The organism is Paenibacillus sp. J22R232 (genome assembly GCF_056269165.1).
The window spans coordinates 303769-325845 of record NZ_JBWDNK010000004.1 but is presented as its reverse complement, the minus strand read 5'-3'; the positions used below and the strand labels follow the sequence as shown (position 1 = coordinate 325845).

Sequence of the window (22077 nt, the reverse complement as noted above, 5' to 3'; positions counted from 1 at the left end):
ACACAGCCCAAGAACTCTTAGTCGGGTTCTCTCGAACGTTCATCGTTGCGGCATATACTTGCGAATATCCACGCCTAGATTTTCCGACAGTCTCATGCCGAGTGCACGGTCTGCCCGGAAAAAGTTGCAGATGGCGCGAAGCCGAATATCATCGTTCGTTTGCTCCAGCTCTCCCGTCAAATTGGCGATGAGATTCTCCCTCTGACTCTCCGATAAAGAACGGAAACGCTCTCCTGCTTGCGTGAAATCGTCGGTTTTATCGATCTTTTGACGGCCCGCTGCTCCTTGAAGAGGGGCGTAGGAGTCATTATAAGACGGCACTTCCTTCGGGCTTTCCGACAAGCTGTTGGGCTCATAGTTGACGGTAGAAGGATCGGCCTTCATCGTCATCGCTCCATCCCGCTGGTGGTTGCGGACTGGCGCATACGGACAGTTGACGGGTATATGCAAATAGTTGGCGCCTAAGCGATAGCGCTGCGTGTCTGGATAAGAGAACAATCGGCCTTGCAGCAGCTTGTCCTCCGACGGCTCAATGCCTGGTACGAGCGCGCTTGGCGAGAACGCCGATTGCTCCACCTCGGCAAAGTAGTTGACCGGATTCCGGTTCAGCGTCATCGTCCCTACCTTATGCAGCGGATACATATCTTCCGGCCATACCTTAGTTGGATCCAGCGGATCAAAAGCCTGCCGATCCACATGCTCGTTCGGCATGAGCTGCACATGGAGCTCCCACTCCGGGTAGTCGCCCCGCTCAATGGAAGCATGCAAGTCCCTTGTCGCATGATTAAAATCTTTTCCTTGCATCAAGCCTGCTTCCGCTGCCGTGAAGTTGCGCACGCCCTGCAACGATTTCCAATGGTATTTGACATAGGTGGGCTTTCCGGCATCGTTGATCCATTTGAAAGCATGTACGCCGAACCCGTCCATTTCGCGGTAGGTTGCCGGCGTGCCGTCATCCGAAAACAGCCAGGTCAGCATATGCGTCGATTCAGGCGACAGCGTCATGAAATCCCAGTAACGCGCTGGATCCTGCAGGTTTGTGTGCGGCGCGGGCTTAAGGGAATGAACCATGTCAGGAAATTTCATGGCATCCCGAATGAAAAACACGGGCAGGTGATTGCCGACAATATCATAGTTGCCCTCTTGCGTGTAGAACTTTACTGCGAAGCCACGCGGATCCCGTGCCGTTTCTGGTGAGCCGGTTCCGTTGATAACGGTGGAGAAACGAACGAATACCGGGGTTTCGATATCTGCTTCCCGCAAGAAATGAGCTCTCGTATGCTCCTTCATGCCTGCTTCCGTACGGAACACGCCATGCGCGCCAGCTCCCCTTGCATGCACGACTCGCTCCGGGATCCGCTCCCTATCGAAATGGGCAAGCTTCTCGAGCAAATGGTAATCTTCAAGCAAAGCAGGACCCCGCTGCCCCGCTGTCCTTGTATTTTGATTATCGCCAACTGGCGTTCCCAGGTTCGTTGTTAAATCGTTTTCCATATTAGCACCTCTTCATTCGGTTTATATATTTAGACTTGATCTAAATCTTTAAACCAATCTTATCGAATTGAAGGGATGCTGTCATGAAAACAACATGAATGAAAAATGAAAATCTCATGAACGTCGTCATTTCGTAAAGCTGGAATGGCCTCGGAAGGCCTTCTGCCTGCCCACCATCTAATCGCGAATTTCGGCGATACGGTAACCTGCGCCTCTTACGGTGACGATATATTTCGGAGATACGGCGCTATCCTTTAATTTTTTGCGCAAGCTTTTAATATGGGCGTCCACCAGATTGCTGCCACCGTAGAAATGAAGCCCCCATACCGTATCGAGCAAGGATTCGCGAGACAGCACCGACCCGTCGGATGACATAAAATGCAGCAGCAGGTCATATTCGGTTTTGGTTAGCTCTACGCGCTGCCCGCCTCGGTCAACCGTCATTTTCTTCAAATCAACCGTGATGTCCTTAAAGGTCCGTATATCTTGATCCACCGCTTTGGGCACAACGGCAGGACGATTGGACAGCATGCGGTTAATTTGCTTGACGGCCTGCTCTGGCTTGGCTGGCCACACAAGCAGCTCGGCAGCGCCAAGAGCGAAAGTATCCCGGCTTTCGTACGACTTCTGGTCAAGCAGAATCAATACAGGAACCGCATGCATATCTGCCGACTCCAGCAGCTCGGCGCCTGCTTGAAGCGTATGCCCCGTTGCGGCATTCACGAGCGGAATTGCGTCGAATACGAGCAGCTCGGGCTGCAGGCTTTGAAGCATGCTCTTCTGGAAATCATGGAGGGAGAAGACGTCGAAGCATTCAGACGACAGGGCAACGAGCAAGCTCTTGACTCGCTCCGGCATCGGGCTAATAATCATGACCCGCTGCGTGATCGAACAGATCATGCCGTTTTGCAGCAGCTCTTCTTCCGTATATCCGGCTTGCTCATTCCCGCCGTTCGAATGGTTGTTTATCACGGTTGTTTCGTCGAGCATGAATCGCAAACCCCCTCTAATACAATCTGGGCATGATCAACCTTATAGGAAGTCTCGGCTGCCACTTTCTTCAACCAATCGTTCGGCAGCTCCGTTAACACTTCGTCTACGCGCCCGCAAACCGTACACACGATATGCTGATGCTCATCCGTCCGGGCATCATAACGGCTGACGGCCTCGCCCAGCTTCAGCTCGCGAATAAGGCCTACGTCCGTCAAATACCTTAGGGAATTGTATACGGTGCCGTAAGCAAAATTAAAGCCTTTCCCCTTCAGCCGGTCTATGACGTCCGCCGCCGTCGGGTGATCGGGTGCATGCTGCACCACTTCGAGAATTTCTCTGCGCTGTATGGTTAAGTTGATTTTGTTCATCGCTTTATCATTCCTTCAATTTAAATGACTTTAGACTAAGTATAAATCGCTCCGTCAAAACGGTCAACCGCGCGGTTTATCTTGCATCCTATCGATCTATGAAAAAATCGTTCAACTTTTTTGTCGAATTAAATAATCTGAATATTTACAAAATTCTAATAATGTTATATACTAAGCCTATCTTAAACGAGAGGGGATAGTCCATTGAAGTAAGTGAGCGAAGCATGTCTCATTAACTCGGAAAGGAGTATCAATCGGATTTAAGGACATGCGGGGACCTAATGAATGAAATGATGACGATAGTCGGACAGTCAGTACTTAATGAAGGAAAGGATTTGAAACAAATCGAAAGGAAGTTGATCGAGGTCATTCAGGCAAGGATCGAAGTCGATAAGGTTTGTAACAAATTCGAAAGGACGAAGCAGAAACAAGGCAAGCAGCGGATTGGAGCGTTTGAATAAATTGAATAGTTTTCTACCAAGCAGGTGAAGGGCTTCTGGTTATCATAGATAAGCAGAAGCCCTTCTTATGTGCGTCTATAGGATCGGACTGAGTAAACGGGATATCGATTCCTTGAATCTGTTCATAAGCGGTCGTTCCGCATAAATCGCAAGCGTCAGCTCCATGCTGACCTTCATGTCATCCTCGAATATGCGTTGCAGCTTTGCCGCCGTCTGCGTATCATAAATAAACGCATTCATTTCGAAATTCAGCTTAAAGCTGCGAATATCCAGATTGGCAGTTCCGACGGAAGCGACCTTGCCGTCAATGACCAGTGTTTTGGCATGAAGGAAGCCTTTCTCGAACATATAGCATTTGACCCCATTGACCAGAAGCTCTCCCAAGTAGGAATGCGTCGCCCAATAAACGAAGAAATGGTCCGGCATGCTCGGCAGCATGATACGAACGTCTACCCCCGACAAAGAAGCGATCTTCAGCGCCGTCATTAAGCTCTCATCGGGTACAAAATATGGCGTCTGCAGGCAAATTGTTTTTTTCGCCGCGTAGATCATCTTGATATACGCATCCTTAATTTGCTGATATTCCGTATCCGGACCGCTTGCGACCAGCTGCATCCCAATCGTACCCAGCTCTTCGCCCATAATCGGGAAATAAAGCTCGTTCAATACGACATTGCCCGAAGCTGCCAAATTCCAGTCCATGAGGAACTGCGCCTGCATTTGGAGCACCGCGTTGCCTTGTACCCTCAGATGCGTATCTCTCCATTCGCCAAAATGCTTATTCAACCCCAAATATTCATCGCCAATGTTAAATCCGCCGATATAGCCGGTCTTCCCGTCAATGATAACAAGCTTGCGATGATTGCGATAATTGATCTTCAGATTCAAATAAGGGATGCGTGACGGGAAAAATGCCGCCTCCTGGCCGCCTGCCGCCAGAAGCTCGTGGAAATAGCGCCTCGGCAAGCCGGAGCTCCCGATATGGTCATAGAGGAACTTAACCTCTACGCCTTCAGCAGCCTTTGCCGCCAGCGCCTTCACCAGCCTTCTTCCCAGCTCGTCGTCGCGCACGATATAGTACACGAGATGAATGTGATGCTGCGCGGCTTCGATATCCTTCAGCAGGGCGTCAAACTTTTGGTTGCCCTCCGTATAGATTTCAACCGCGTTATTGCTCGTATACAGCGCATAGCTTGTTTTCAAGTTCATATAGATCATGTCTTGGTAGCTCTGCATCGCAGGATCGGTATAGGCGATCTCGCCGTCGCGCAGCTGCCGCATTTGGCGTTCAATCGTATGCTCGATAATCCGCTGGCTATCGCCCAGCAGCTTATAAAGCTTTCTTTTGCGAACCTTCTGCCCCAGTATTAAATACATGACGAACCCTATGACGGGTATAAAAAAGAGAACCATGAGCCAGGCCCAGGTCGTACTAGCGTTGCGCCGTTCCAGAAAAATAACGGTAATCGCCAAAAAAATGTTAAGAAGCATAACAATTCCGTATGCGTTCTGCATAATAGCTGATTGAATAATAAACACCTCAGTCTGATGTAAAAGCTAATGCGATCATACTTCATGCACGTTGTATGTTCAAGCCTGATTATATGCTACAATTTAAGCAGATCTTGTTATTGCTTCATTAATACCCCCTTTCGAATCATGTTTAACACCCGATAAGCCAGCCTACGATCCGGGAACGAGATGACCGGTGCTTTAAATAAATAAGACGCGCAGCTTTGCTACTGGAGGAACAACGATGGACATACGCAAATTTAGATTGGACGAGAAAGCGCTTGGCACTTTTAGCGAGGAACGGGACGAATACGAACGGGATTACGCACGGCTCATTCAGTCTCCCGCGTTCCGCCGACTGCAAGGCAAGTCGCAGGTATTCGGCGCAGGCACAGGAGATTACTACCGTACAAGATTGACCCATTCGCTCGAGGTATCCCAGATTGCGCGCGAGGTTGCCCGCAGGCTCAATAAGCAATATGACTTTCTTTCCCGCAAGGAGCATCCTGGGCTCATTCTGGATCCGGCTGTCGTAGAAATTGCTGCGCTCGCCCACGATCTTGGGCATCCTCCGTTTGGTCATAAAGGCGAAGAGGTGCTTAACCATCTGCTGATGGAGGAATACGGCATTCCTTACGAGGGTAATGCGCAGAACTTTCGGATCTTGATGTTTCTGGAGAAACGCGCGGGAAGCGGAAGCGGCCTTGATTTAACCGCAGCTGTCCTGCTTGCTGTCAATAAGTACCCGTTCAGCCTTGGCGAGCCGGGCAGGCTTAAAGGCTTGTACAGCACGGAATGGGGCGAAATCGAGCAGCTGCGCCGCGCTTGGAAAATTCCGATCGGCTGCTCCACTTTGGAAGCGCAGCTGATGGATTTATGCGATGACATCGCCTATTCGACCCACGATATCGAAGACGGCATCCGCGCCGGCAAAATCCAAATGAACCGCAGCTTTTTTGAGGATAGCAGGCTGATCGACCATGTCGTACAAGAGATTGTCGAGGACAAGGGAAATACGGGCATCGGCTGGGGAGAGGTAGATATTCCTGCTATGGTCAAACGCGTGCTCGTATCCTATTTCGAGCAATGGCAGGAGCTTTATGCAGGCTGTGAGCGAGAGCCTTCCCGCACGCGCCGCGAGATGAAAGCAAGGTGGGTCAGCTTATTCGCCGCCAAGGTCGGCATCATCGACGATCCCGTGACCGGTTGGAAGAAGGTCACCTTCGTCAATAGCGGTCAGCAGGATATCGAATTGCTTCGGACGATGGAGATTTTGAAGAAGCTGGCTTGGGTAACGCTGATTAAGGATTTCCGCGTGCAGCGCTTGCAGATGCGCAGCGAGATTATGATCCGGAGACTGTGGGACAGCTTTAAGGTTCCCGACTACGGACGACTCATCATCCCGCCAGACTGGATCGAGAATTACGAGCTGCACAAAAACAAATGGAGCTGGCCCCGGTTTGTCGCGGATTATATCTCCGGCATGACGGATGCATACGCAGAGAAGGTATACGCCGAGCTGTATGCAAGCAAATCCGGATCAATCTACGAAATGGATTAATAACAAGGGTAAAAGGCTGAAGCCGTCCTCTGGCGGCTAAGCTTACGTTTCGCGTAGAAATATAGAGAAAGTTGGCGAAAAGATATCCTTTCCTATATTTCAAGAAAGCGCGGCGAGCCGGGAGTGACACTCCCTTCTCGCCGCGCTTTTTTTTAACATGCAGCCCTGTCTGAGCCTAGCCGATAGGTGCGCTAACTGCGCTTGCCGACAACTCGGTAATGTAATCAAAGAAGCGGACCGGATCAACGTCATATACCAGGCTAACCGGGCGGCCGTCTGCACGTTCTACCGTACGGCCTTGGCTTGCGCCATCCTTGACCACTGCACTGTTCACCGTTTTGATCGCAACAAGCTCCGGATTGCCTACAACCGCTGTCGTTAGCACATCCCATAAGTAATAAGTCGAATTCGTCTCCATATAGACGAGCGGAGGACAAGCTGCGTAACATTGGCCTACGAAATCAAGACCTTCATGCTTGCGCAGCGATGCCCAGCGGTTGCGAACCTCCATCGTTAGCGGAACCTTATTCGTACTCTCCAGCGCGACCAGCAGAATGGATAGGCTACTTGCCCAAACGCGGTGCACCGCCTCCGGATCCCAGAATGCATTCCATTCGGCAGTGCCGTCATGCTCGGGCTCTTGCACGTTGCCTTTCTCGTTAAACGTTCCGCCCATCCAGACCAGCTTCTCAATCTTTGCCTCGATATCCGGCGCCTCGTCCAAAGCGCGCGCCAGATCGGTTAGCGGGCCGGTGAATAGAAGCGTCACCTTCTCCTCCGATTGGCGAAGCTGCTCAATCATATGCTGATGCGCAGGCTTTGCGGCAACGCCCGTACGGATCGTACCCGCTTCATTCAAGATGGGGAGCGCATCCACAAAAAACGTATGCATCCGCCATTCGGCCGGGAACGGATTGACGCCGCGAGAATTGGATCTCGCCACTTCGATTGACTTTGCTTTGGCAGGAACGCCGAAACGGTCAATGATTTTGCGGCTTGCCTTCATGCCAGGCTCCAAATAGCCGTCCGCCGGTATGACCGATACGCCGATAAGATCGATATCTTCCATTTGAAGCAATAGAAATAGGGAGACCAGATCGTCTACGCCCGCATCGTGATTGAAATAAAGTTTAGTTGCCATAAGTATTCATCCTCTCTAAGAAGAAACGCCTGACGGAGTCCTTTCAATAAACGCCATCGTTTCTCCGAAACGTCTAGAAATAGTATGTACAAAATCATATACTTCCCTATACGTCAAGGTGAAACAGTTGTCGCCGTCCTTTGAGGGCGCGGCGCGTTTCATTCCGAGAAATATAGAGAAAGGATAGCGAAATCATATCCTTTCCTATATTTCAAGTATAAAACGATATATCGTTTGTCAATCCTATATAGCGAGGAGGTGAATTGTCAATGGCTAAGGATGTATTATGCGAAGTGAACTCATGCAAGTTCTGGGCAGCAGGAAATCACTGCGGCGCCTCTTCTATTTACGTTGTCAGCAACCGTGGCAAGCAAGCCAGCAACTCCGAAGAAACGGATTGCAAGACGTTTGAACCAAAGATCTAACGTTTACCTTTACCTGTAAACACGCGCAAGCCCTCTGGCCGAGTCACCGCAAATGTCTCAGCGCATACAGACGAGGCTTGCGCATTTGTTTATTATTTGGTTACCGGAACAGCATCATAATACTCTTCAAGCGTCTCTCCGCTCTCAGACAGCTCCGCTGCAAGCTCCTTGCCTACGTACCGCAAATGCCATGGCTCATACTGATAGCCGGTAATCGCTTCCTTGCCATCCGGGTAGCGAACAATAAAGCCATACTCGTCCGCATGCTCAGCAACCCACTTCGCCTCCTTCGTGTCCGCGAAGCAATCGGCTGCCGCACATTTCCCATCGCTGCCGGAAACGTCAATGGCTAGGCCCGTTTCATGCTCGCTCGTGCCCGGAAACGCGCTGTAGGTTCTCGCTTTTTCTAATCCGTCCCGCTTCACATAGCGCTCAAACAGCGTCTTTTGCGTAGCGTGGGATCGGTAAGCGGAGACGCCAGCCAATAGGATGCTGTCATCCTCGGCAGCTGAGAACAGCTTCTCGAGCGCCGTTGCCGCTTCTTGACGCAGCTTGCGCTTCTCCACCTTCTCCGAGAAAATAAACCTGACCTCCGGGTACACGAGGTCGGACGGATCATAATTCTCGGGCAGCTTGCGCTGCTTGTTAACGAGGACGGCGATTTCCGAAGGCTTAGCGATTACAGCAAGCCCATCCTCCGTCTGCCCGGTTTGTCCTCCGTCCCCTTCATGGCTGGGCTGCTCGGTTGAAGCACCGTTGCCCGCATCCGGCTCGTTCGTTGCTTCCGGCTTATCCGTCTGTACCGGTGAAGCGTTATCCGCTTCCTCCGTAGGCTCTGCCTCGCTATTGCCCGACAGCTCGCCGCCCCCATCCGTCGTTCCGCCATTTGCCGCTGCCTGCTTGGGAGGTATCGTATTCGTTTCTTCTTTATTGAATATAGAGTAACCAATCACCATTGCTGCGCATACCATAAGGAACAGCAATAGCCTTCCTCTTCTTTTTTTCATCATAGGCCTCCAATTATATTTTTACATATATTACATGTAATTATTCATCTACCTATAGTTTGTCCGCTTCCATCTCATTAATAGACTACTAAAATCAATGTAATGTTTCAATCTGCTAGCATGAAAATCATGAATCAGAAATGATTACACAAAAAACCTTTGTAAATTGTTAACTTGCTAATATTTTGCTTGGGCATGGAGGAGCCTTTTGCCTTTTGACATTCGACAGTAATTAGGAGCATAATGGATTAAGAATTTACCGAACGCATATATATTACTATTAGCGGGCTGGCTGCCTCTGAGAGACGGCCTGTTTTTGCTGTGAAAGGTAGGCGGTTATATGACATTTCTTACTCCAAAACGATTATTAAGCACTCGTCCCATTCTTTTCTTCTCATTTATCATGCTGCTCAAAAGCTATCTGGCATGGATGGTTATTTTTGAGGATGGATTCTCATGGACAACGATTCTAAAAGAAATTCCATTTGTCCTCATCGTGTATTGTCTCATAGAATGGTTCGCATCCAAGCGCAAGCTCGTCTATTATTTAATTGCCAATCTATTAATGACCCTTATTTTATTCGCCGTCATTATGTATTACAAGTATTACGGGGTCATCGTTACCTATTTGGCGCTGGAGCAGGTCAATCAGGTCACCGCTGTCAAGAACAGCGTATTCTCGCTTATGGATCCATACTACCTATTAATCTTTATTGATATTATAATTATGGCTGTTCTATTGTTTCGCCCCAAGAGAGCATTGAATTGGAAGAAAGAGAGCTCGCGCAAAGAAAACAAACGCCTTGTCGTCGCTCTTTTCACGATCTCGATCGCGCTTTGCTTGTTCAACATTTTGCCTAACCGCGCAAGTATGAACGAGATTGTCAAAGCGGAGCAAATGGGCATTCTCAATTACGAGGCCTATATGATTTTCTCCAACAAAGACATCGATTTCGTCGATCCAAACCATATTACGCAAGAGAAAATCGATACGGTCAAAAAAGTAGAGCAGCCCGCGGCGCCGCAGCTTTGGAAAACGGCATCGGGCAAAAACGTCATCATTCTCCAAATGGAGTCGTTCCAAAACTTTCTCGTCAATCTCAAAATTGACGGACAGGAAATTACGCCTAACATCAACAAGCTCGTGAACGAAAACTATTATTTCAAGCATTTCTATCAGCAGGTTGGCCAGGGCAATACATCCGATGCCGAATTCGTCGTGAATACGTCGTTCTACATTCCGCCGCGCGGCGCGGCTACGATGATTTATGCCGATAAGGAGCTTCCAAGCTTGCCGAAAATGCTGAAGGAAAACGGTTATGATACGGCTACGTTCCATACCAATGTCGTGGAGTTCTGGAACCGTGGCGAGCTTTATAAAGCGCTTGGCTTCGACCGTTATTACGACGCGAAGTTTTTCGGCACCGAAGATACGGTATTCTTCGGCGCATCCGATGAGCAGCTGTACAAAAAAACGGCAGAAGAGCTTGATCGCATGAGCCAAAACGGTAAACCGTTCTACTCGCATATCATCTCGATGACGGCGCATCATCCGTTTACTATTCCGTCTGACAAGTACAAAATGACGCTGCCTGAGCGCTACGAGAATACGTTCGTCGGAGATTATATCCGTGCTCAGAACTATGCCGACTTTGCGCTTGGCCAATTTATCGCGGATCTGAAGGAACGCGGCATTTGGGACGACAGCTTAGTATTGCTTTACGGAGATCATCTTGGTCTTCCTGTATACTCGCTCGACAAAGACGACAAAGAGCTAATGGCGGAAATTTACGGTCACGAATACGGCTATACCGACATGATCAACATTCCGCTTGTAGTCGCATCTACAGGAATCACGGAAGGAAAAGTGTTCGATCAGCTAGGCGGCCAAGTGGATATTTTGCCGACCATTGCGAATATGCTGGGCATTTCGCTCGGTGATCACATTCATTTCGGCCAAGATCTGCTCAATCAGTCGTACAACGTGCTTCCACAGCGTTATTATCTCCCGTCCGGCTCATTCTTAAGCAGCAAGGAGCTGTTTATGTCGGGAAGCGGCTTCGAGGATGGCAAGCACTATTCCTTGGCCGGCAACGGCGATACGGAGCAAGAGGCTACGGAGGATGAGTACCAGCGTGCGCTGGAGCTGCTTAATCTATCCGACAGCTACGTAAGCCAGCTTCCGAGCTGGAAAACCAAATAAAACGAACAAGCGTAAACGGCTGAAGCCGTCCTCTGGCGGCTAAGCTTACGTTTCACTTAGAAATATAGAGAAAGTTGGCGAAATGATATCTTTTCCTATATTTCAAAAAAGACTCACCTTGAAGCGCGTCAAACGGCTTCCGGGTGAGTCTTTTGCTATGCAACGTCAGTTAGCTGTTCTTGACAGCCTCAAGTACTTCATTCACATGTCCCTCTACGCTTACGCTGCGCCATTCCTTGACCAGCTTGCCCTGCTCGTCCAGCAGGAAGGTAGAACGTTCAATCCCCATGAACTCCTCGCCGTTCCAGCTCCGCAGCTTCCATACGCCAAACAGCTCAGACACGGTATGCTCTGTATCCGACAGCAAAAGAAACGGCAGCTCATGCTTGTCTACGAATTGCTCGTGAGAAGCCAGATCATCAGGGCTAATACCGATTACCTCCGTATTATTAGTGCCAAACTGTCCGTTGAAATCACGGAAATCACACGACTCTGTCGTGCAGCCCGGCGTCATATCGCGAGGATAGAAATAAATAACCAGCTTCTTGCCGGCATAGTCCGCAAGCTCCACTTCCTTGCCGTTCGACGCCTGCAGCTTGAAATTCGGAACTTGGTCGCCAACCTTCACGATTTCTCCCATTGTTTATCATTCTCCTCCATTTATATTTTGGATCATCAAACCATGCTCATTCTCGCTCAAATAAAGCTCTCCTACGCCTTGCACAGTCACCCTCACCGGGAAGCTTTCTGCGGTTTTGTCCGTGAAATGCCAGCGCCTGCCCGTTTCCACTACCATCATCAAGCCGTTATCGTCTCCGACAGGATTAAAGCTTTCGTTGCGGGTTTTGTATGTCAGCAGTCCAAGCTCTGCCAGCTGGTCTACCGCAGAAGGAACCCTGCTCGTCGGCACTCCGATTTCACTAATGCAGAGGATATGCTGCTTGGGATCAAAAGGATTATCCGTTGCGTTATTCATCGTGTGCCGCGCGATCAGTTCCAGAATGTTGCCTGCAGGATCCTCGAAATATACCGAATGCGAATCCCATGATTCGCTGTAGGATATATCCTGTCCGGCTTCCGTACCGATCGGCACCAGCGCCTCGATCCATCGCTTGGCTTCCGCCAGCTTATTCTCCGGAATCGTAAATGCAAAATGATAGTAATGCTTTTCGTTAAGCGGCTGCTCCAGCTCCGTAAAGGTCAGCTCGCTCCAGCCCGCCTGCACAGTGAAACGCCCTTGCTCGGTGCTTATGACCGGCAACCCAAGCACATCGGCGTAAAAAGGCATAAGGCTTACAGCGTTAGCCGTGTGTAATACTAGCTTCTCAATAATCATTCTACACCTCATTATGCTCATAATACAAAATGCTCTCCGTTGCAAAAGCTTTCGCCTCAGCTTGCTGCTCATAAAGACCGTATGCCAGCATGAGCTTCGTCAAGGCGGCTTCAACCGATAGCTTCTCTATCACAATAGCACCCGCTTCAATTAGGCGAAGGGAAGAGGAGTAAAGGGCATCCGACCGGTCTTTGATCGGACATATGTATACATCGATACCTTGCTTGCTGCAGCCCGCAATAAACTGTGTCAGCGAATAGGGACCTTCTTCTACGGCGCAAGCTGTTCCCGAATGATGAAGATCATGCAGCACCGCTTTGGGACGGTTTTGCCCAAACTCATAATAGGAATAATTAAGGCCCGGATACGGCTTGATATAGACGATGCCCGAATCCAAACGAAGCGAATCTACATCCCAAATCCAAGGCTTCGGGGCCGACTGCCTTAACGTCTCCGGCGCCGGATTTCGCTTATCCGGTTGAAAAATGAAGCTGCCCTGCTCCATTCTGCCATAAGGAATGTCATAAGGACTCCCGAACTGATCCGTAAAGGACGCACACTGCGTAATCCGGGTTCCGAGATATACAAGCGGTTCTCCCTTGTCATTCTCATACAGCGCAAATACGCCAGGCAGCTGCTCTCCCGCAGCAAAATCAATGGCATTCGCAAAGTTCCGCCGACCATTGCTTCTGGCATCCTCGAGCGGATAATTGCTTGCGGTCAGAACAAAGGGTATTCTTATGCCCGCAAATAAATAGCTCATCATCGCAGCGCTATAAGCCAGCGTATCTGAGCCATGGGTTACGATAATACCGCAATACGGAGTCAAATCCACTTTGCGGATTGCTGTGGCAAGCGTTATCCAATCGGCTGACGTCATATTCTCGCTCAGCAAATTCAACGGCTGAATCGCATCCAGCTTAACGTCTTGGCGCTGCAGCTGGCTATTGCCGTAATCCTCAATAAGCGAGTAGGAGCCCGCGCCGTCAACGTCGATGCCCGCGCCCTGCTTCTTGCTTCCTATCGTGCCGCCCGTAAATACGACTAATAATGACTTCAACCTGTTTCCTCCTTGCTAGCTTGCGCTTGTTCCCATCCATCCTTGCGTTTGGAATGCTTTAATCGTATATGCGGTGAAGCATTCCGGTCAAGGCGTACAGCCATCCTTTACAGGTTGCCCTGTCGCAGAGCCTTCATACCGCACGCTGCTTAACCTCCCCGAGCAAGCAAAAGGAGCTGCGGATGATGAACGCAGCATCCTTCGCGTACATCATTCGCAGCCCCTTTCATTCAGTCGCCTGTCAGCTTCCTCTGCTCTTTCCAAAACAGATCAAACTGTTTCAATAGCGTATCCGTAGAAATCACTTCTTGCAAATATTTGCGCCCATCTGTCAATGCCATCTGCAAATACTCGCTATACTTGGCATAGTGGCTCGGCTGCTTAACGCCCTGATAGCGTATTGGATCATTAGACATGAGCATATAAGGGGCGTATGGACCCGTTGCGTATTTCTCTTGCTCAAGCGCATTATTATAGATCGTGATAACGCCCGCCGCATCAGCAAAGCTGCGGTTGTTCTCAAGCGAAGAAAGGTAGGAAATAAATGCCCAGGCCTCGTCTCGGTGCTTGGATTGCAGCGCAATTCCCCAGCCTGCTGCACCTACATTGTAATGGGAAACGCCCTCAGGTCCAACCGGGAGCGGCGCCGTTGCCCACTCGCTGTCCTCCAGCTTCTCCTCGATGAACGGAATCACGTCCGAATCCTGGATTAGCATAGCCGCTTTCCCTTCCGTAAACGCCTTTATCTGCTCGTTGAAGCCCCAATCTATAGACGCGGGATGCGAGGTTTCGATATAAAGCTTACGGTAGAGCTCGAGCCCCTCAGCAGCCCCGGAGCCTTCGAATATCGTCGTTCCATCGACGTTAAACATAGATTCGCTGGCGCTGACGTTGCTTCCGTTATAATCCTGAACGATGGAGGACAAGGTGTTGGCAGTAGCCCTCCCGCCTCGAAATGCGAAGCCATATTGCCCAATTTCCGGCTTCGTAAGCTGCTTTCCGACAAAAAACAGCTGCTCCCACGTTTCCGGTACTTGAAGCGCTCTGGCATCGAACCAGTCCTTGCGGTAATAAAGCTGCACTTGGTATAGGCTGCTCGGAATATAATAAGTAATATCCGCGACATCCCTTGCCATCAATCTGGCGTTGTCGCTTAGAAGCGTATAATTATCCCAAGCACTGATGTATTTCTCTAAGCTGACCAGCAACCCCCTTGATGCATACACATGCGCCGTAACATCGCGAACCTCAACAATATCGACCTCTTCCCGCTTATCGAGCATCGATAAGATCTTTTCATCCGCCGTTTCATAATCAGGCGAGACCAGTTCAATCGCGATATTCGGATGCTCCGCCTCGAATTGCGCGATAAGCTTCTCCAGCTGCAGCGTCCGCTGAGGCGTCGTCAGGCTTTGTACCATTTTCAAGGTAACTTTGTCGGCCGCACCAGTCTGTTCAGGCAGCTCCGACCGATTACTGGCCGTGGTGCAGCCGCTTATGAGTGAAATCATAAGGATGATTGAGAACGGATACAGCCCTTTGCTCAGCAAATGGAGCATCATCAAATCCCCCCGATTCAAATAAAGGTGATAACCATTACTTTGTATATCGGCTTCAAGCTCCCCAAACGATACAGTTTCGCCCTTGTTTTTTTGCGGAATAAAGCATCGTATCTGCCTCATTTACAATTTCGTCCGTCCGCTCCGGCGTCCGCGTAACCGCTCCGAAACTCATTGTAACTTGGAACGCCTGCCCGCCTGCCTCGTAGCGCGTGAACATTCTATTGGCTCATCGGATATGCACATCCCGACGCTGCAATATAAATTTAAAGTAAATTCATTCTACTATGGGCCCCCTATTCTGTCTAAGAATAAATGATCTGCCGATCAGGCTGCCATTCGGCGTGCCGGTTTCCGTACTAACGTCCTGCCTCCCAGCAGCAAGAGCGTAATAAGGAATGTCAGGCCGTACATCCACTTCGCCACCGGCAGCTGCGAGTCCGTTCCTGCCAGAAAGCCATGAGCCATCGCGAGCGCAAATATCGGATAAGCGAGCAAATGTACGAACAACCAAAGGCCTTTGGATAGCTTATTGTTTAAGTCTGAGGTAAGCAGCAACAGCAGCATGCCATAGAGTGATAGCGTTCCCATGCCATAGAGAACAGGATGCTCATGTGCCATAAACGGTACGAGAACCTCCTTCCATGCGAACGGGGTATAGGTATCAATAACCAATACTGCTGCATGCAGCAGCGCCAGCAGCGAGCCGCTATTCGTCAATCGCATATGGTACTTGTACACCAGCGGCTTTCTTTTCCCTTTCATGAACGGGTAGCCATATAGAATACCTAGAGTCATTCCTCCAAAAAGCAGTAAATAAGCGGCTATGCCGAAAAAGCGGATAAGCTGCCAGGTAGGAAGCCCAATCATCCAGTCTGTCATGTTACCTTCCTCCTTGTCGAATGTTTCGCAATGGCTGCGGGATGCCTATGAAACGATCGGTCCTCCAGATACATATAACCCTCGTATGCTGGGGCATGCTGCGCCAGCAGCCGCTTTCCATTCTCCATTCCGGCAATGCAAACAACCTTAGACCATACCTCGCAAGCAGTAAGATTCGGTCCCGCGACCGTGCACTGGACCACATCGCTTGCGCTTGGCTTCATTGTACGCGGATCGATGATGTGATGGCGTTTTCCGTCATCCGTAGTCCAGCTTCTCCCGATCGTGTTTGAGGTCGCTACTCCGCCATTGAAAAGCCAAACCGATGCATCGGTTCTTGCGTCGTTCCACGGACTTTGAATGCACAGCTCTGCAGGTCCTGCTTCCTCCCGCTCATCCCATACGAAAGCATCTCCGCCTGCGTTAATTAGGCCTCTCGCAACTCCCTTTCTGCGGCGGAGCCAATCTGCCAGCTTGCGGACGGTAAAGCTCTTTGCAATCCCTCCAAGATCGAGCCGTACGCCCCGGCCAAGCTTTACTGCCCTCATTCCTTCATCCCATTCCAAGGGAACGTGATTGGAGGATGCCAGCGGTTGCTCACCCTTCGCCTCTTGAAACTGCGGCACATGTTCAAAGGACCGGTCATAGCCCGCTGCTTGCAGCGCCGCTAGCACATTCATGCTAAACAGCCCTTCCGTACGCAACCGGTAAGACTCTGCCTCTGCCAAAACCTTATATAAAATATCCGATACGAGCATCCAGTTCCCCTCAGCACGATTCAATTGGCATAACTCGCTGGAGGGCAAGAAGCGGCTAAGCCGGGATTCCATATCCGCGAACCAATCTTTCGCGATCGTTATGTATTCCGCTCCTTCCCCATCGCTTGAGCCATGGACGAGCTGCACGTCGACTTGGGTATTCATCGCGCGAAACGTTGCGGAAGTCAGCCTGCTCATCCTATGACCTCCCCGTCTGAGACCTCAAACCGGTTCCGGCCGAGGCATCCTGGTCCTCCGTTGATCCATAGCTGCTCTCCTGCCTCGCGGAGTTTCGATCGGAGCGTCCATTTGAACGCTGCGATGCCCAGCTGTCGACGACATCGTCTTCCTCAAGCTGCTGCTCGGTAGATTGGCCGGCGTTCTCGCCTGTCTTCTTCGCATGCGCCTCTTGAAACGCCTGGCTATTGTGTACAGTTCCAAATACAAGGTAAATGGCACACGCTCCGCATGCCGCCAGCTGCCATTTCATCGCCCTATGCTTCATTGGTCCTTCTCCCCTCCGTATCCATTCTTGCTTCTTCATTAAGCAGAGTATATCGCGGCACGCTGAAGCCTAGGTTAAAGCCATATAAAAAAACGATGAGTCCCGCCGCCTGCGCCGGGCCAATCGTCTTTTAGATCCAGCGATTCATATTGCGCGCAGCCCTTCGAAACAGTTTATTTTCAAAAATACAAATAATAATAATAATCATTGTCAATGCTGTAAGGGTAGAAGCCATTGCTGCCCGACGAGAAAGGGATGGAATCCGTTCCTGATTAGGCAGTCGGAATGTAAAAGCAAGCCATTTCCGAATCATAAACGTTCGAGGTGAACCCAACATGATGAAGTCGAACTCTGATGTATCCCTTATGCCGCTTATGCGTGCAGATAAAGAAACCCGTCCAGCGGAGAAACGTATGGCCAGCAAGCGATATTTTGGGCGCGGCGGCGTAAAGTTCGCCCTGCTGAAACTGCTTAATAGCGAGCCGATGCACGGCTACCAGATGATGAAGTCGCTTGGGGAGCAATCCGGCGGGCTCTACCAGCCAAGTGCCGGGTCCGTCTATCCCACGCTTCAAATGCTTGAGGAACGCGGATTCATTGCCATCAAAGTCGAGGATAACGGGAAAAAGATCTATAACATTACAGACCAAGGCCGCTCAGCCCTGCTCTTGCTTCCCGACAAAACAAGACGTACAACGATAAGCGACGGACATCTCTCGCCTGAGGCTGAGTCATTCCGCAATGAGAAAATACGCAAAAAACTCGGACTCTCGCCGGAGTCATTCGACCTGTTCCGGTTAGTGACACGAGCGGAGCAGGAAGCTTCCGCCAGCAAGGAAAGAACGGTACTGCTGCAGCAGCTGTTAAGCGAGCAGCAGCTGCAGCTCAGTGCCTTTCTTGCGGACGATGAGCAGAAAACCAGTCTCTAGCCTGCATGCGGCAGCATCGCAAACAAAAAAAAGATTACCCGCAGCCTCCCTAAAGGAAGACTGCGGGTAATCTTTCATCAACTATTAATGCGTCGAGTCATGAGAGACATGCTGTCCGCTCAGCTTAAGGCTGCCTTGGCTGTCGCCAGCACGCTCCGCGTCTAGGCTGCGTCCCATAAACGGCCACCAGTTTGCTGCGCCGAACGTACGCACCATCACCGGAATAAACAAAGGAAGCATCAGGAGCGCGTACATGAACAATCCGCACAGCACGATCGTGGCGATTTGCAGAAGCGACATGACGCCCGAAGGAAGCATCGCCGCAAACGTACCGCCCAGGATAACCGCTGCCGACATAATAACCGTACCCATATTTTTCATCGCTTCCAGAATGGCTTGCTGAGGCGACAAGTGACGGTATTCTTTGAATCGGTCCATGAGGAATATGCTGTAGTCTATGCCGAGCGCGACCAGCATAACGAATCCGAAGAACGGAACCGCCCAGCTTATGCCCGACTGCCCGAGCAGCCTCACGAATATAACTTCCGCAATCGCCAGCGACGAATAGAAGGTCACAAGCAGCGATGCAACCATATAAAGCGGCATAACGATGGAACGGAACAAGATGATCAAGATAATCGAAATACCTATCAGCATGAGAATAACCGTACGCGAATAATCCGCGTTCGAAATATTCCTCAAGTCATTGTTCATGCTGGTAACGCCGCCGACTGCTACCTCGGCACCACTGTACTCGGTACCTTGGAGGCCGCGGCTAACGGCTGCTTCAAGTCCGTCTATCTCATCCATCGTTTCCTGCGCATACGGATTGCCGCTGAATACGACGTCGAATTTCGCGGTTTGGCGATCCTCGGACATATACACGTTAAGCGCCGTCTGGAACTCCTCATTCGCGATGGCATCCGCTGGGATGTACCAGCCAGATATTTGCTTATTCGGCGCTTCGGACAACCCGTTCAGATAACCGCCGGCTGAAGCCAGCCCATCGGTAACCTGCGTTAAGCCATCCACGCTTTGATTAAGCCCGCTGGTAAGCTCGCCAAGCTGATCGTTTAACGACGCAAAGCCTGCCTGCAGCTCCTTCTGTCCGTCCGAAAGCTCATTGAAGCCTTGCGTCACGCTAGGAAGCTTCGAAACAATTTGGCCTTGGCCTGCCGCTGCCTGCGAAATGCCTTTTTGCAGCTCAGCCAAGCCTGCCGCCAGCTTGCCAAGTCCAGATGCCAACGCAGACTGTCCTTCGGTTGCCTGAAGCAGTCCCGCATTCGCTTGCGTCATGCCCCCTGAGATGCCCGACAGCTGCGTATTAAGCTCAGCCAATTGACCGCCGATGCCCGCAGCTCCCAATTGCAGCTGCCCAAGCGAGTTAAGCGCCTCTTGGAACTTTTCATCATTTTGCAGCTCCGGATAGCTGCCCTGCAGATCGGTCAAACCTTGCTCGACGCCAGACAAACCGCCGGCGAGCTTTGCTTGCTCCGCTGCAATGGTTTGATAGGCGCCGCTAAGCTTGCCAAGACCCCCCCCGAGCTGCCCATAGCTTGCAAGCAATTGGCGGCTGGCGCCAGCTAATTGCTTCGCACTCTCCTCGGCTTGCTTCAATCCGTCGCTTAGCTCGCCTGCGCCGGCAGAGCCGTCCTCCAGCCCCCGTTGAATCTGCTTAAGGCCCGCGCCGAGCTGAACGATGCCCGCTTTCAGCTCATTCGTACCGTCGACGAGCTGGCCTGCGCCGTCAACCGCCTCATTCAGCTTTGGCGCGTTCTCGCTTAGCGCCGTGCTTGCCTCAGACAGGCCATCACCGATCTTGCCAAGGCCTTCTCCGCTTTGTCCAAGACCGTCCTCAAGCGTCGTAACCTGATCGGATACGAGGAATTGCTCCATAATATCGCCAGTTGGCCGCGTTGCGCTGCGAACGGCCTTCACGCCTTCCGTATTAGCAAGCTCGCGGCTAATCTGCTCAAGCGCGGCAAGCCCCTCCGGTGAATCCATCGGCTTATCCGACTTCACAATAACCGTCGTCGGCAAGGAATCGCCGGGTCCGAAGCTGTCCGATATAATGTTGAATGCTTTGACAGAATCGTATTTGTCTCCGATCTCATCAAGCGAATTGAAGGATATCGTGCCTTTATACGCCGTTAGGAAAGGAACGATAATGACGGCCAATATGAGGAGCGCCCATACTGGACGCTTCAAGGAAAACTTGCCGACCGTTCCCCACAGCTTGCTTGGCTTGTGCTCCAGCGACCCCTTCGCGGGCCAGAACAGCTTCGTCCCGAGCACGGCCATAAAGAACGGCACGATCGTAAACAAAGCGAGCAGCAGCACCGCCACCCCTACTGCCACCGCAACTGCGGAGCGGTAAAGAATAAAGGTTGAGAAGCCGATGGCTGCGAAACCGACCAAAACCGCCAACCCGGAGAACAACACGGTTCTTCCTGCCGTGCGATACGTTTGAATAATCGCCTGCGTTTTGTCGCCGCCGCTATGCGTCAGCTCCTCCTTAAAGCGGCTGATGAGCAGGATGCAATAATCGGTACCGATCCCGAATAAGACAGCAACCAGAAAGATCTGCGTAAAGTTGGAGAGCGGAAAGTCGAAAGAATCGACCAGGAACGCTACAACCGACTGCGTAATTAAGTAGGTGAAGCCCACTGCAACAAGCGGCACGATGGGCGCGATTGCTGAGCGGAATACAACGAATAAGATGACTAGAATGAAACCGAGCGTAATAAACTCCGTTTTCTTAAGCCCTTCCTGCGAGCTTTGCACAACATCCTCGGAGATGATCCAGTTTCCCGTGAAATAATGTTCAACCTTCACATCGGAAATCGTTTCATAAAGGCCGTCACTAAGCTCGGAGAGGGTGCGGTCTCCCGCCTCAACGTTAACAAGCGCCAGAACGGTGCTGCCATCCTTGGATACCATCTGCTCTGCCAATTCTTTGGTGTCGAAATGGGTAGTTACAGCAAGGACGCCAATCTGATCCGCGCTGCTCTTCAGCTTATCGATGCCTGCCTTTACATCGGCTAGGTCCGAATCAGACAACCCTCCGTCTTTATGGAAGACTAGAACGGTAGCCATTCCACTGCTGGAACCAGCCCCGTCATTCCCTCCGATTGCTTCCTCCAGCTCGCTCGCCATTGTTGAAGAGTACCCGTCCGGCACGTTAACCTGCCCTTTCGTACGAACGAGCTCTTCCATATTCGGCGCCGTGAGCATCAAGCCGATGGCTGCAGCGAGCCATAGCGCCAGTACTAGCCATCTGAATTTCAGTACGGTTCTCATCTCTGTTCTCCCTCCATATGGATGTTAGCTATGAATGCATCATTTCCTTCGCGAGTCTCTCGAAGGTTTCAATAAAACCAAGCGCCTCTTGCTCCTCGAACCGTTCGATGTATCTGGCGAGCAGCACGTCGATCTTATCCGCCATGTGATCGCATACCTGATTGCCTTCCTCGGTAAGCGTCAAATAAATGACGCGCCGATCCTTCTCATCCGGCAGCCTCTGAATCAGGTTCTTATCAAAAAGCCGGTTAATAATCGCTGTTATCGAGCTTTTGCCTACGCAGAAAATATCCGCCAGCTCCGAAGATGTGCTTCTGTCATGCGACCGCAAGTATCGGAGCGTAGAATATTGGTCTACCGTAAGATCCTCGGGCATAAGCTCGCGGATCATCGCATTCAGCCGGCGGTTGACTAGAAAATTGGCCGCCTCGTAGCGATCGATAATATTTTTGAGCAATGCTCGGTCCACCGTGATGTCCTCCTTATATCATGCCAAGTTATTGCCTCTAAACTAATTCTATCGTAAAACAGTTTGACAATAGAACTATATCAAATCGAATCCAGCGATGCAATCCTATATTTC

21 protein-coding genes are annotated in these 22077 nt (G+C 50.7%); 5 read left to right on the top strand and 16 right to left on the bottom strand.

The genetic code is table 11. From position 1 onward, the window contains the following. Positions 1–39: 39 nt before the first annotated feature. From AC0YN3_RS15230 to AC0YN3_RS15220, 3 genes are all read right to left on the bottom strand, one after another. Positions 40–1494 carry a catalase gene (locus tag AC0YN3_RS15230; protein WP_475775874.1) on the bottom strand — a complete coding sequence of 485 codons (1455 nt, stop codon included), beginning with the start codon at positions 1492–1494 and terminating at the stop codon, positions 40–42. A gap of 177 nt (positions 1495–1671) precedes the next feature. Further along, on the bottom strand, positions 1672–2484 hold the full coding sequence (locus AC0YN3_RS15225) for a winged helix-turn-helix transcriptional regulator (RefSeq protein ID WP_475775873.1): 813 nt from the start codon (positions 2482–2484) through the stop codon (positions 1672–1674). Then, positions 2463–2855: a Fur family transcriptional regulator gene (locus tag AC0YN3_RS15220; protein ID WP_475775872.1), complete on the bottom strand. Its 393-nt coding sequence runs from the start codon at positions 2853–2855 to the stop codon at positions 2463–2465. Before AC0YN3_RS15220 ends, AC0YN3_RS15225 begins: the two co-directional genes overlap by 22 nt. Before the next feature lie 281 nt (positions 2856–3136). Here AC0YN3_RS15220 and AC0YN3_RS15215 point away from each other — a divergent pair, with 281 nt between their 5' ends. Continuing rightward, complete coding sequence (locus AC0YN3_RS15215) at positions 3137–3316, top strand: hypothetical protein (RefSeq protein WP_475775871.1); 180 nt, start codon at positions 3137–3139, stop codon at positions 3314–3316. Between the two features lie 75 nt (positions 3317–3391). On the opposite strand, the gene cls is transcribed toward AC0YN3_RS15215, so the two are convergent. Beyond that, positions 3392–4831: a cardiolipin synthase gene (gene cls, locus AC0YN3_RS15210; protein WP_475776089.1), complete on the bottom strand. Its 1440-nt coding sequence runs from the start codon at positions 4829–4831 to the stop codon at positions 3392–3394. Between the two features lie 241 nt (positions 4832–5072). Here cls and AC0YN3_RS15205 point away from each other — a divergent pair, with 241 nt between their 5' ends. Continuing rightward, positions 5073–6389, top strand: coding sequence for a deoxyguanosinetriphosphate triphosphohydrolase family protein (locus AC0YN3_RS15205; protein ID WP_475775870.1), 1317 nt, complete (start codon positions 5073–5075; stop codon positions 6387–6389). 175 nt (positions 6390–6564) lie between these two features. On the opposite strand, the gene AC0YN3_RS15200 is transcribed toward AC0YN3_RS15205, so the two are convergent. Beyond that, positions 6565–7530 (bottom strand): nucleoside hydrolase, encoded by a 966-nt coding sequence (locus AC0YN3_RS15200; RefSeq protein WP_475775869.1) that lies wholly within the window; start codon positions 7528–7530, stop codon positions 6565–6567. A 269-nt stretch (positions 7531–7799) separates the two neighbouring features. Here AC0YN3_RS15200 and AC0YN3_RS15195 point away from each other — a divergent pair, with 269 nt between their 5' ends. Beyond that, entirely contained in the window at positions 7800–7955 is a 156-nt protein-coding gene (locus AC0YN3_RS15195) for a DUF1540 domain-containing protein (protein WP_475775868.1), read from the top strand. 92 nt (positions 7956–8047) lie between these two features. On the opposite strand, the gene AC0YN3_RS15190 is transcribed toward AC0YN3_RS15195, so the two are convergent. After that, positions 8048–8965 (bottom strand): M15 family metallopeptidase, encoded by a 918-nt coding sequence (locus tag AC0YN3_RS15190; RefSeq protein ID WP_475775867.1) that lies wholly within the window; start codon positions 8963–8965, stop codon positions 8048–8050. A 337-nt stretch (positions 8966–9302) separates the two neighbouring features. On the opposite strand from AC0YN3_RS15190, the gene AC0YN3_RS15185 reads away from it, so the two are divergent. Beyond that, positions 9303–11165, top strand: a complete 1863-nt coding sequence (locus tag AC0YN3_RS15185; protein WP_475775866.1) for an LTA synthase family protein — start codon at positions 9303–9305, stop codon at positions 11163–11165. Positions 11166–11334: 169 nt separating this feature from the next. On the opposite strand, the gene bcp is transcribed toward AC0YN3_RS15185, so the two are convergent. The 8 genes from bcp to AC0YN3_RS15145 all read right to left on the bottom strand — a co-directional run bounded on the left by bcp (position 11335) and on the right by AC0YN3_RS15145 (position 17265). After that, on the bottom strand, positions 11335–11805 hold the full coding sequence (bcp, locus tag AC0YN3_RS15180) for a thioredoxin-dependent thiol peroxidase (protein ID WP_475775865.1): 471 nt from the start codon (positions 11803–11805) through the stop codon (positions 11335–11337). Between the two features lie 6 nt (positions 11806–11811). Continuing rightward, positions 11812–12501 (bottom strand): VOC family protein, encoded by a 690-nt coding sequence (locus AC0YN3_RS15175; RefSeq protein WP_475775864.1) that lies wholly within the window; start codon positions 12499–12501, stop codon positions 11812–11814. 1 nt (position 12502) lies between these two features. Next, complete coding sequence (locus AC0YN3_RS15170) at positions 12503–13561, bottom strand: asparaginase (RefSeq protein WP_475775863.1); 1059 nt, start codon at positions 13559–13561, stop codon at positions 12503–12505. A gap of 230 nt (positions 13562–13791) precedes the next feature. Further along, on the bottom strand, positions 13792–15123 hold the full coding sequence (locus tag AC0YN3_RS15165) for an ABC transporter substrate-binding protein (RefSeq protein WP_475775862.1): 1332 nt from the start codon (positions 15121–15123) through the stop codon (positions 13792–13794). A gap of 52 nt (positions 15124–15175) precedes the next feature. Then, a complete protein-coding gene (locus AC0YN3_RS15160) occupies positions 15176–15340 on the bottom strand; it encodes a GGDEF domain-containing protein (RefSeq protein WP_475775861.1) in 165 nt (54 codons plus the stop codon). A gap of 107 nt (positions 15341–15447) precedes the next feature. Beyond that, on the bottom strand, positions 15448–16002 hold the full coding sequence (locus tag AC0YN3_RS15155; protein ID WP_475775860.1) for a ferric reductase-like transmembrane domain-containing protein: 555 nt from the start codon (positions 16000–16002) through the stop codon (positions 15448–15450). Next, positions 15999–16958 (bottom strand): FAD:protein FMN transferase, encoded by a 960-nt coding sequence (locus AC0YN3_RS15150; protein WP_475775859.1) that lies wholly within the window; start codon positions 16956–16958, stop codon positions 15999–16001. Before AC0YN3_RS15150 ends, AC0YN3_RS15155 begins: the two co-directional genes overlap by 4 nt. Position 16959: 1 nt before the next feature. Continuing rightward, positions 16960–17265 (bottom strand): hypothetical protein, encoded by a 306-nt coding sequence (locus tag AC0YN3_RS15145; RefSeq protein WP_475775858.1) that lies wholly within the window; start codon positions 17263–17265, stop codon positions 16960–16962. Positions 17266–17600: 335 nt separating this feature from the next. Here AC0YN3_RS15145 and AC0YN3_RS15140 point away from each other — a divergent pair, with 335 nt between their 5' ends. Continuing rightward, on the top strand, positions 17601–18194 hold the full coding sequence (locus AC0YN3_RS15140) for a PadR family transcriptional regulator (protein WP_475775857.1): 594 nt from the start codon (positions 17601–17603) through the stop codon (positions 18192–18194). Between the two features lie 84 nt (positions 18195–18278). On the opposite strand, the gene AC0YN3_RS15135 is transcribed toward AC0YN3_RS15140, so the two are convergent. Together AC0YN3_RS15135 and AC0YN3_RS15130 are read right to left on the bottom strand one after the other, a co-directional pair. Next, complete coding sequence (locus AC0YN3_RS15135; protein WP_475775856.1) at positions 18279–21494, bottom strand: efflux RND transporter permease subunit; 3216 nt, start codon at positions 21492–21494, stop codon at positions 18279–18281. 28 nt (positions 21495–21522) lie between these two features. Continuing rightward, positions 21523–21963 carry a MarR family transcriptional regulator gene (locus AC0YN3_RS15130; RefSeq protein WP_475775855.1) on the bottom strand — a complete coding sequence of 147 codons (441 nt, stop codon included), beginning with the start codon at positions 21961–21963 and terminating at the stop codon, positions 21523–21525. Positions 21964–22077 lie beyond the last annotated feature (114 nt).

Excerpts from the sequence above, each read along its gene's own strand:
- AC0YN3_RS15175 (WP_475775864.1), bottom strand. The coding sequence starts at position 12,501 with ATGATTATTGAGAAGCTAGTATTACACACGGCTAACGCTGTAAGCCTT.
- AC0YN3_RS15165 (WP_475775862.1), bottom strand. The coding sequence starts at position 15,123 with ATGATGCTCCATTTGCTGAGCAAAGGGCTGTATCCGTTCTCAATCATC.
- AC0YN3_RS15155 (WP_475775860.1), bottom strand. The coding sequence starts at position 16,002 with ATGACAGACTGGATGATTGGGCTTCCTACCTGGCAGCTTATCCGCTTT.
- AC0YN3_RS15145 (WP_475775858.1), bottom strand. The coding sequence starts at position 17,265 with ATGAAGCATAGGGCGATGAAATGGCAGCTGGCGGCATGCGGAGCGTGT.
- AC0YN3_RS15185 (WP_475775866.1), top strand. The coding sequence starts at position 9,303 with ATGACATTTCTTACTCCAAAACGATTATTAAGCACTCGTCCCATTCTT.
- AC0YN3_RS15200 (WP_475775869.1), bottom strand. The coding sequence starts at position 7,530 with ATGGCAACTAAACTTTATTTCAATCACGATGCGGGCGTAGACGATCTG.
- AC0YN3_RS15225 (WP_475775873.1), bottom strand. The coding sequence starts at position 2,484 with ATGCTCGACGAAACAACCGTGATAAACAACCATTCGAACGGCGGGAAT.
- AC0YN3_RS15160 (WP_475775861.1), bottom strand. The coding sequence starts at position 15,340 with ATGTTCACGCGCTACGAGGCAGGCGGGCAGGCGTTCCAAGTTACAATG.
- AC0YN3_RS15215 (WP_475775871.1), top strand. The coding sequence starts at position 3,137 with ATGAATGAAATGATGACGATAGTCGGACAGTCAGTACTTAATGAAGGA.
- AC0YN3_RS15205 (WP_475775870.1), top strand. The coding sequence starts at position 5,073 with ATGGACATACGCAAATTTAGATTGGACGAGAAAGCGCTTGGCACTTTT.
- AC0YN3_RS15220 (WP_475775872.1), bottom strand. The coding sequence starts at position 2,855 with ATGAACAAAATCAACTTAACCATACAGCGCAGAGAAATTCTCGAAGTG.
- AC0YN3_RS15195 (WP_475775868.1), top strand. The coding sequence starts at position 7,800 with ATGGCTAAGGATGTATTATGCGAAGTGAACTCATGCAAGTTCTGGGCA.
- AC0YN3_RS15140 (WP_475775857.1), top strand. The coding sequence starts at position 17,601 with ATGATGAAGTCGAACTCTGATGTATCCCTTATGCCGCTTATGCGTGCA.
- AC0YN3_RS15150 (WP_475775859.1), bottom strand. The coding sequence starts at position 16,958 with ATGAGCAGGCTGACTTCCGCAACGTTTCGCGCGATGAATACCCAAGTC.
- AC0YN3_RS15135 (WP_475775856.1), bottom strand. The coding sequence starts at position 21,494 with ATGAGAACCGTACTGAAATTCAGATGGCTAGTACTGGCGCTATGGCTC.
- bcp (WP_475775865.1), bottom strand. The coding sequence starts at position 11,805 with ATGGGAGAAATCGTGAAGGTTGGCGACCAAGTTCCGAATTTCAAGCTG.
- AC0YN3_RS15190 (WP_475775867.1), bottom strand. The coding sequence starts at position 8,965 with ATGATGAAAAAAAGAAGAGGAAGGCTATTGCTGTTCCTTATGGTATGC.
- cls (WP_475776089.1), bottom strand. The coding sequence starts at position 4,831 with ATGCAGAACGCATACGGAATTGTTATGCTTCTTAACATTTTTTTGGCG.
- AC0YN3_RS15230 (WP_475775874.1), bottom strand. The coding sequence starts at position 1,494 with ATGGAAAACGATTTAACAACGAACCTGGGAACGCCAGTTGGCGATAAT.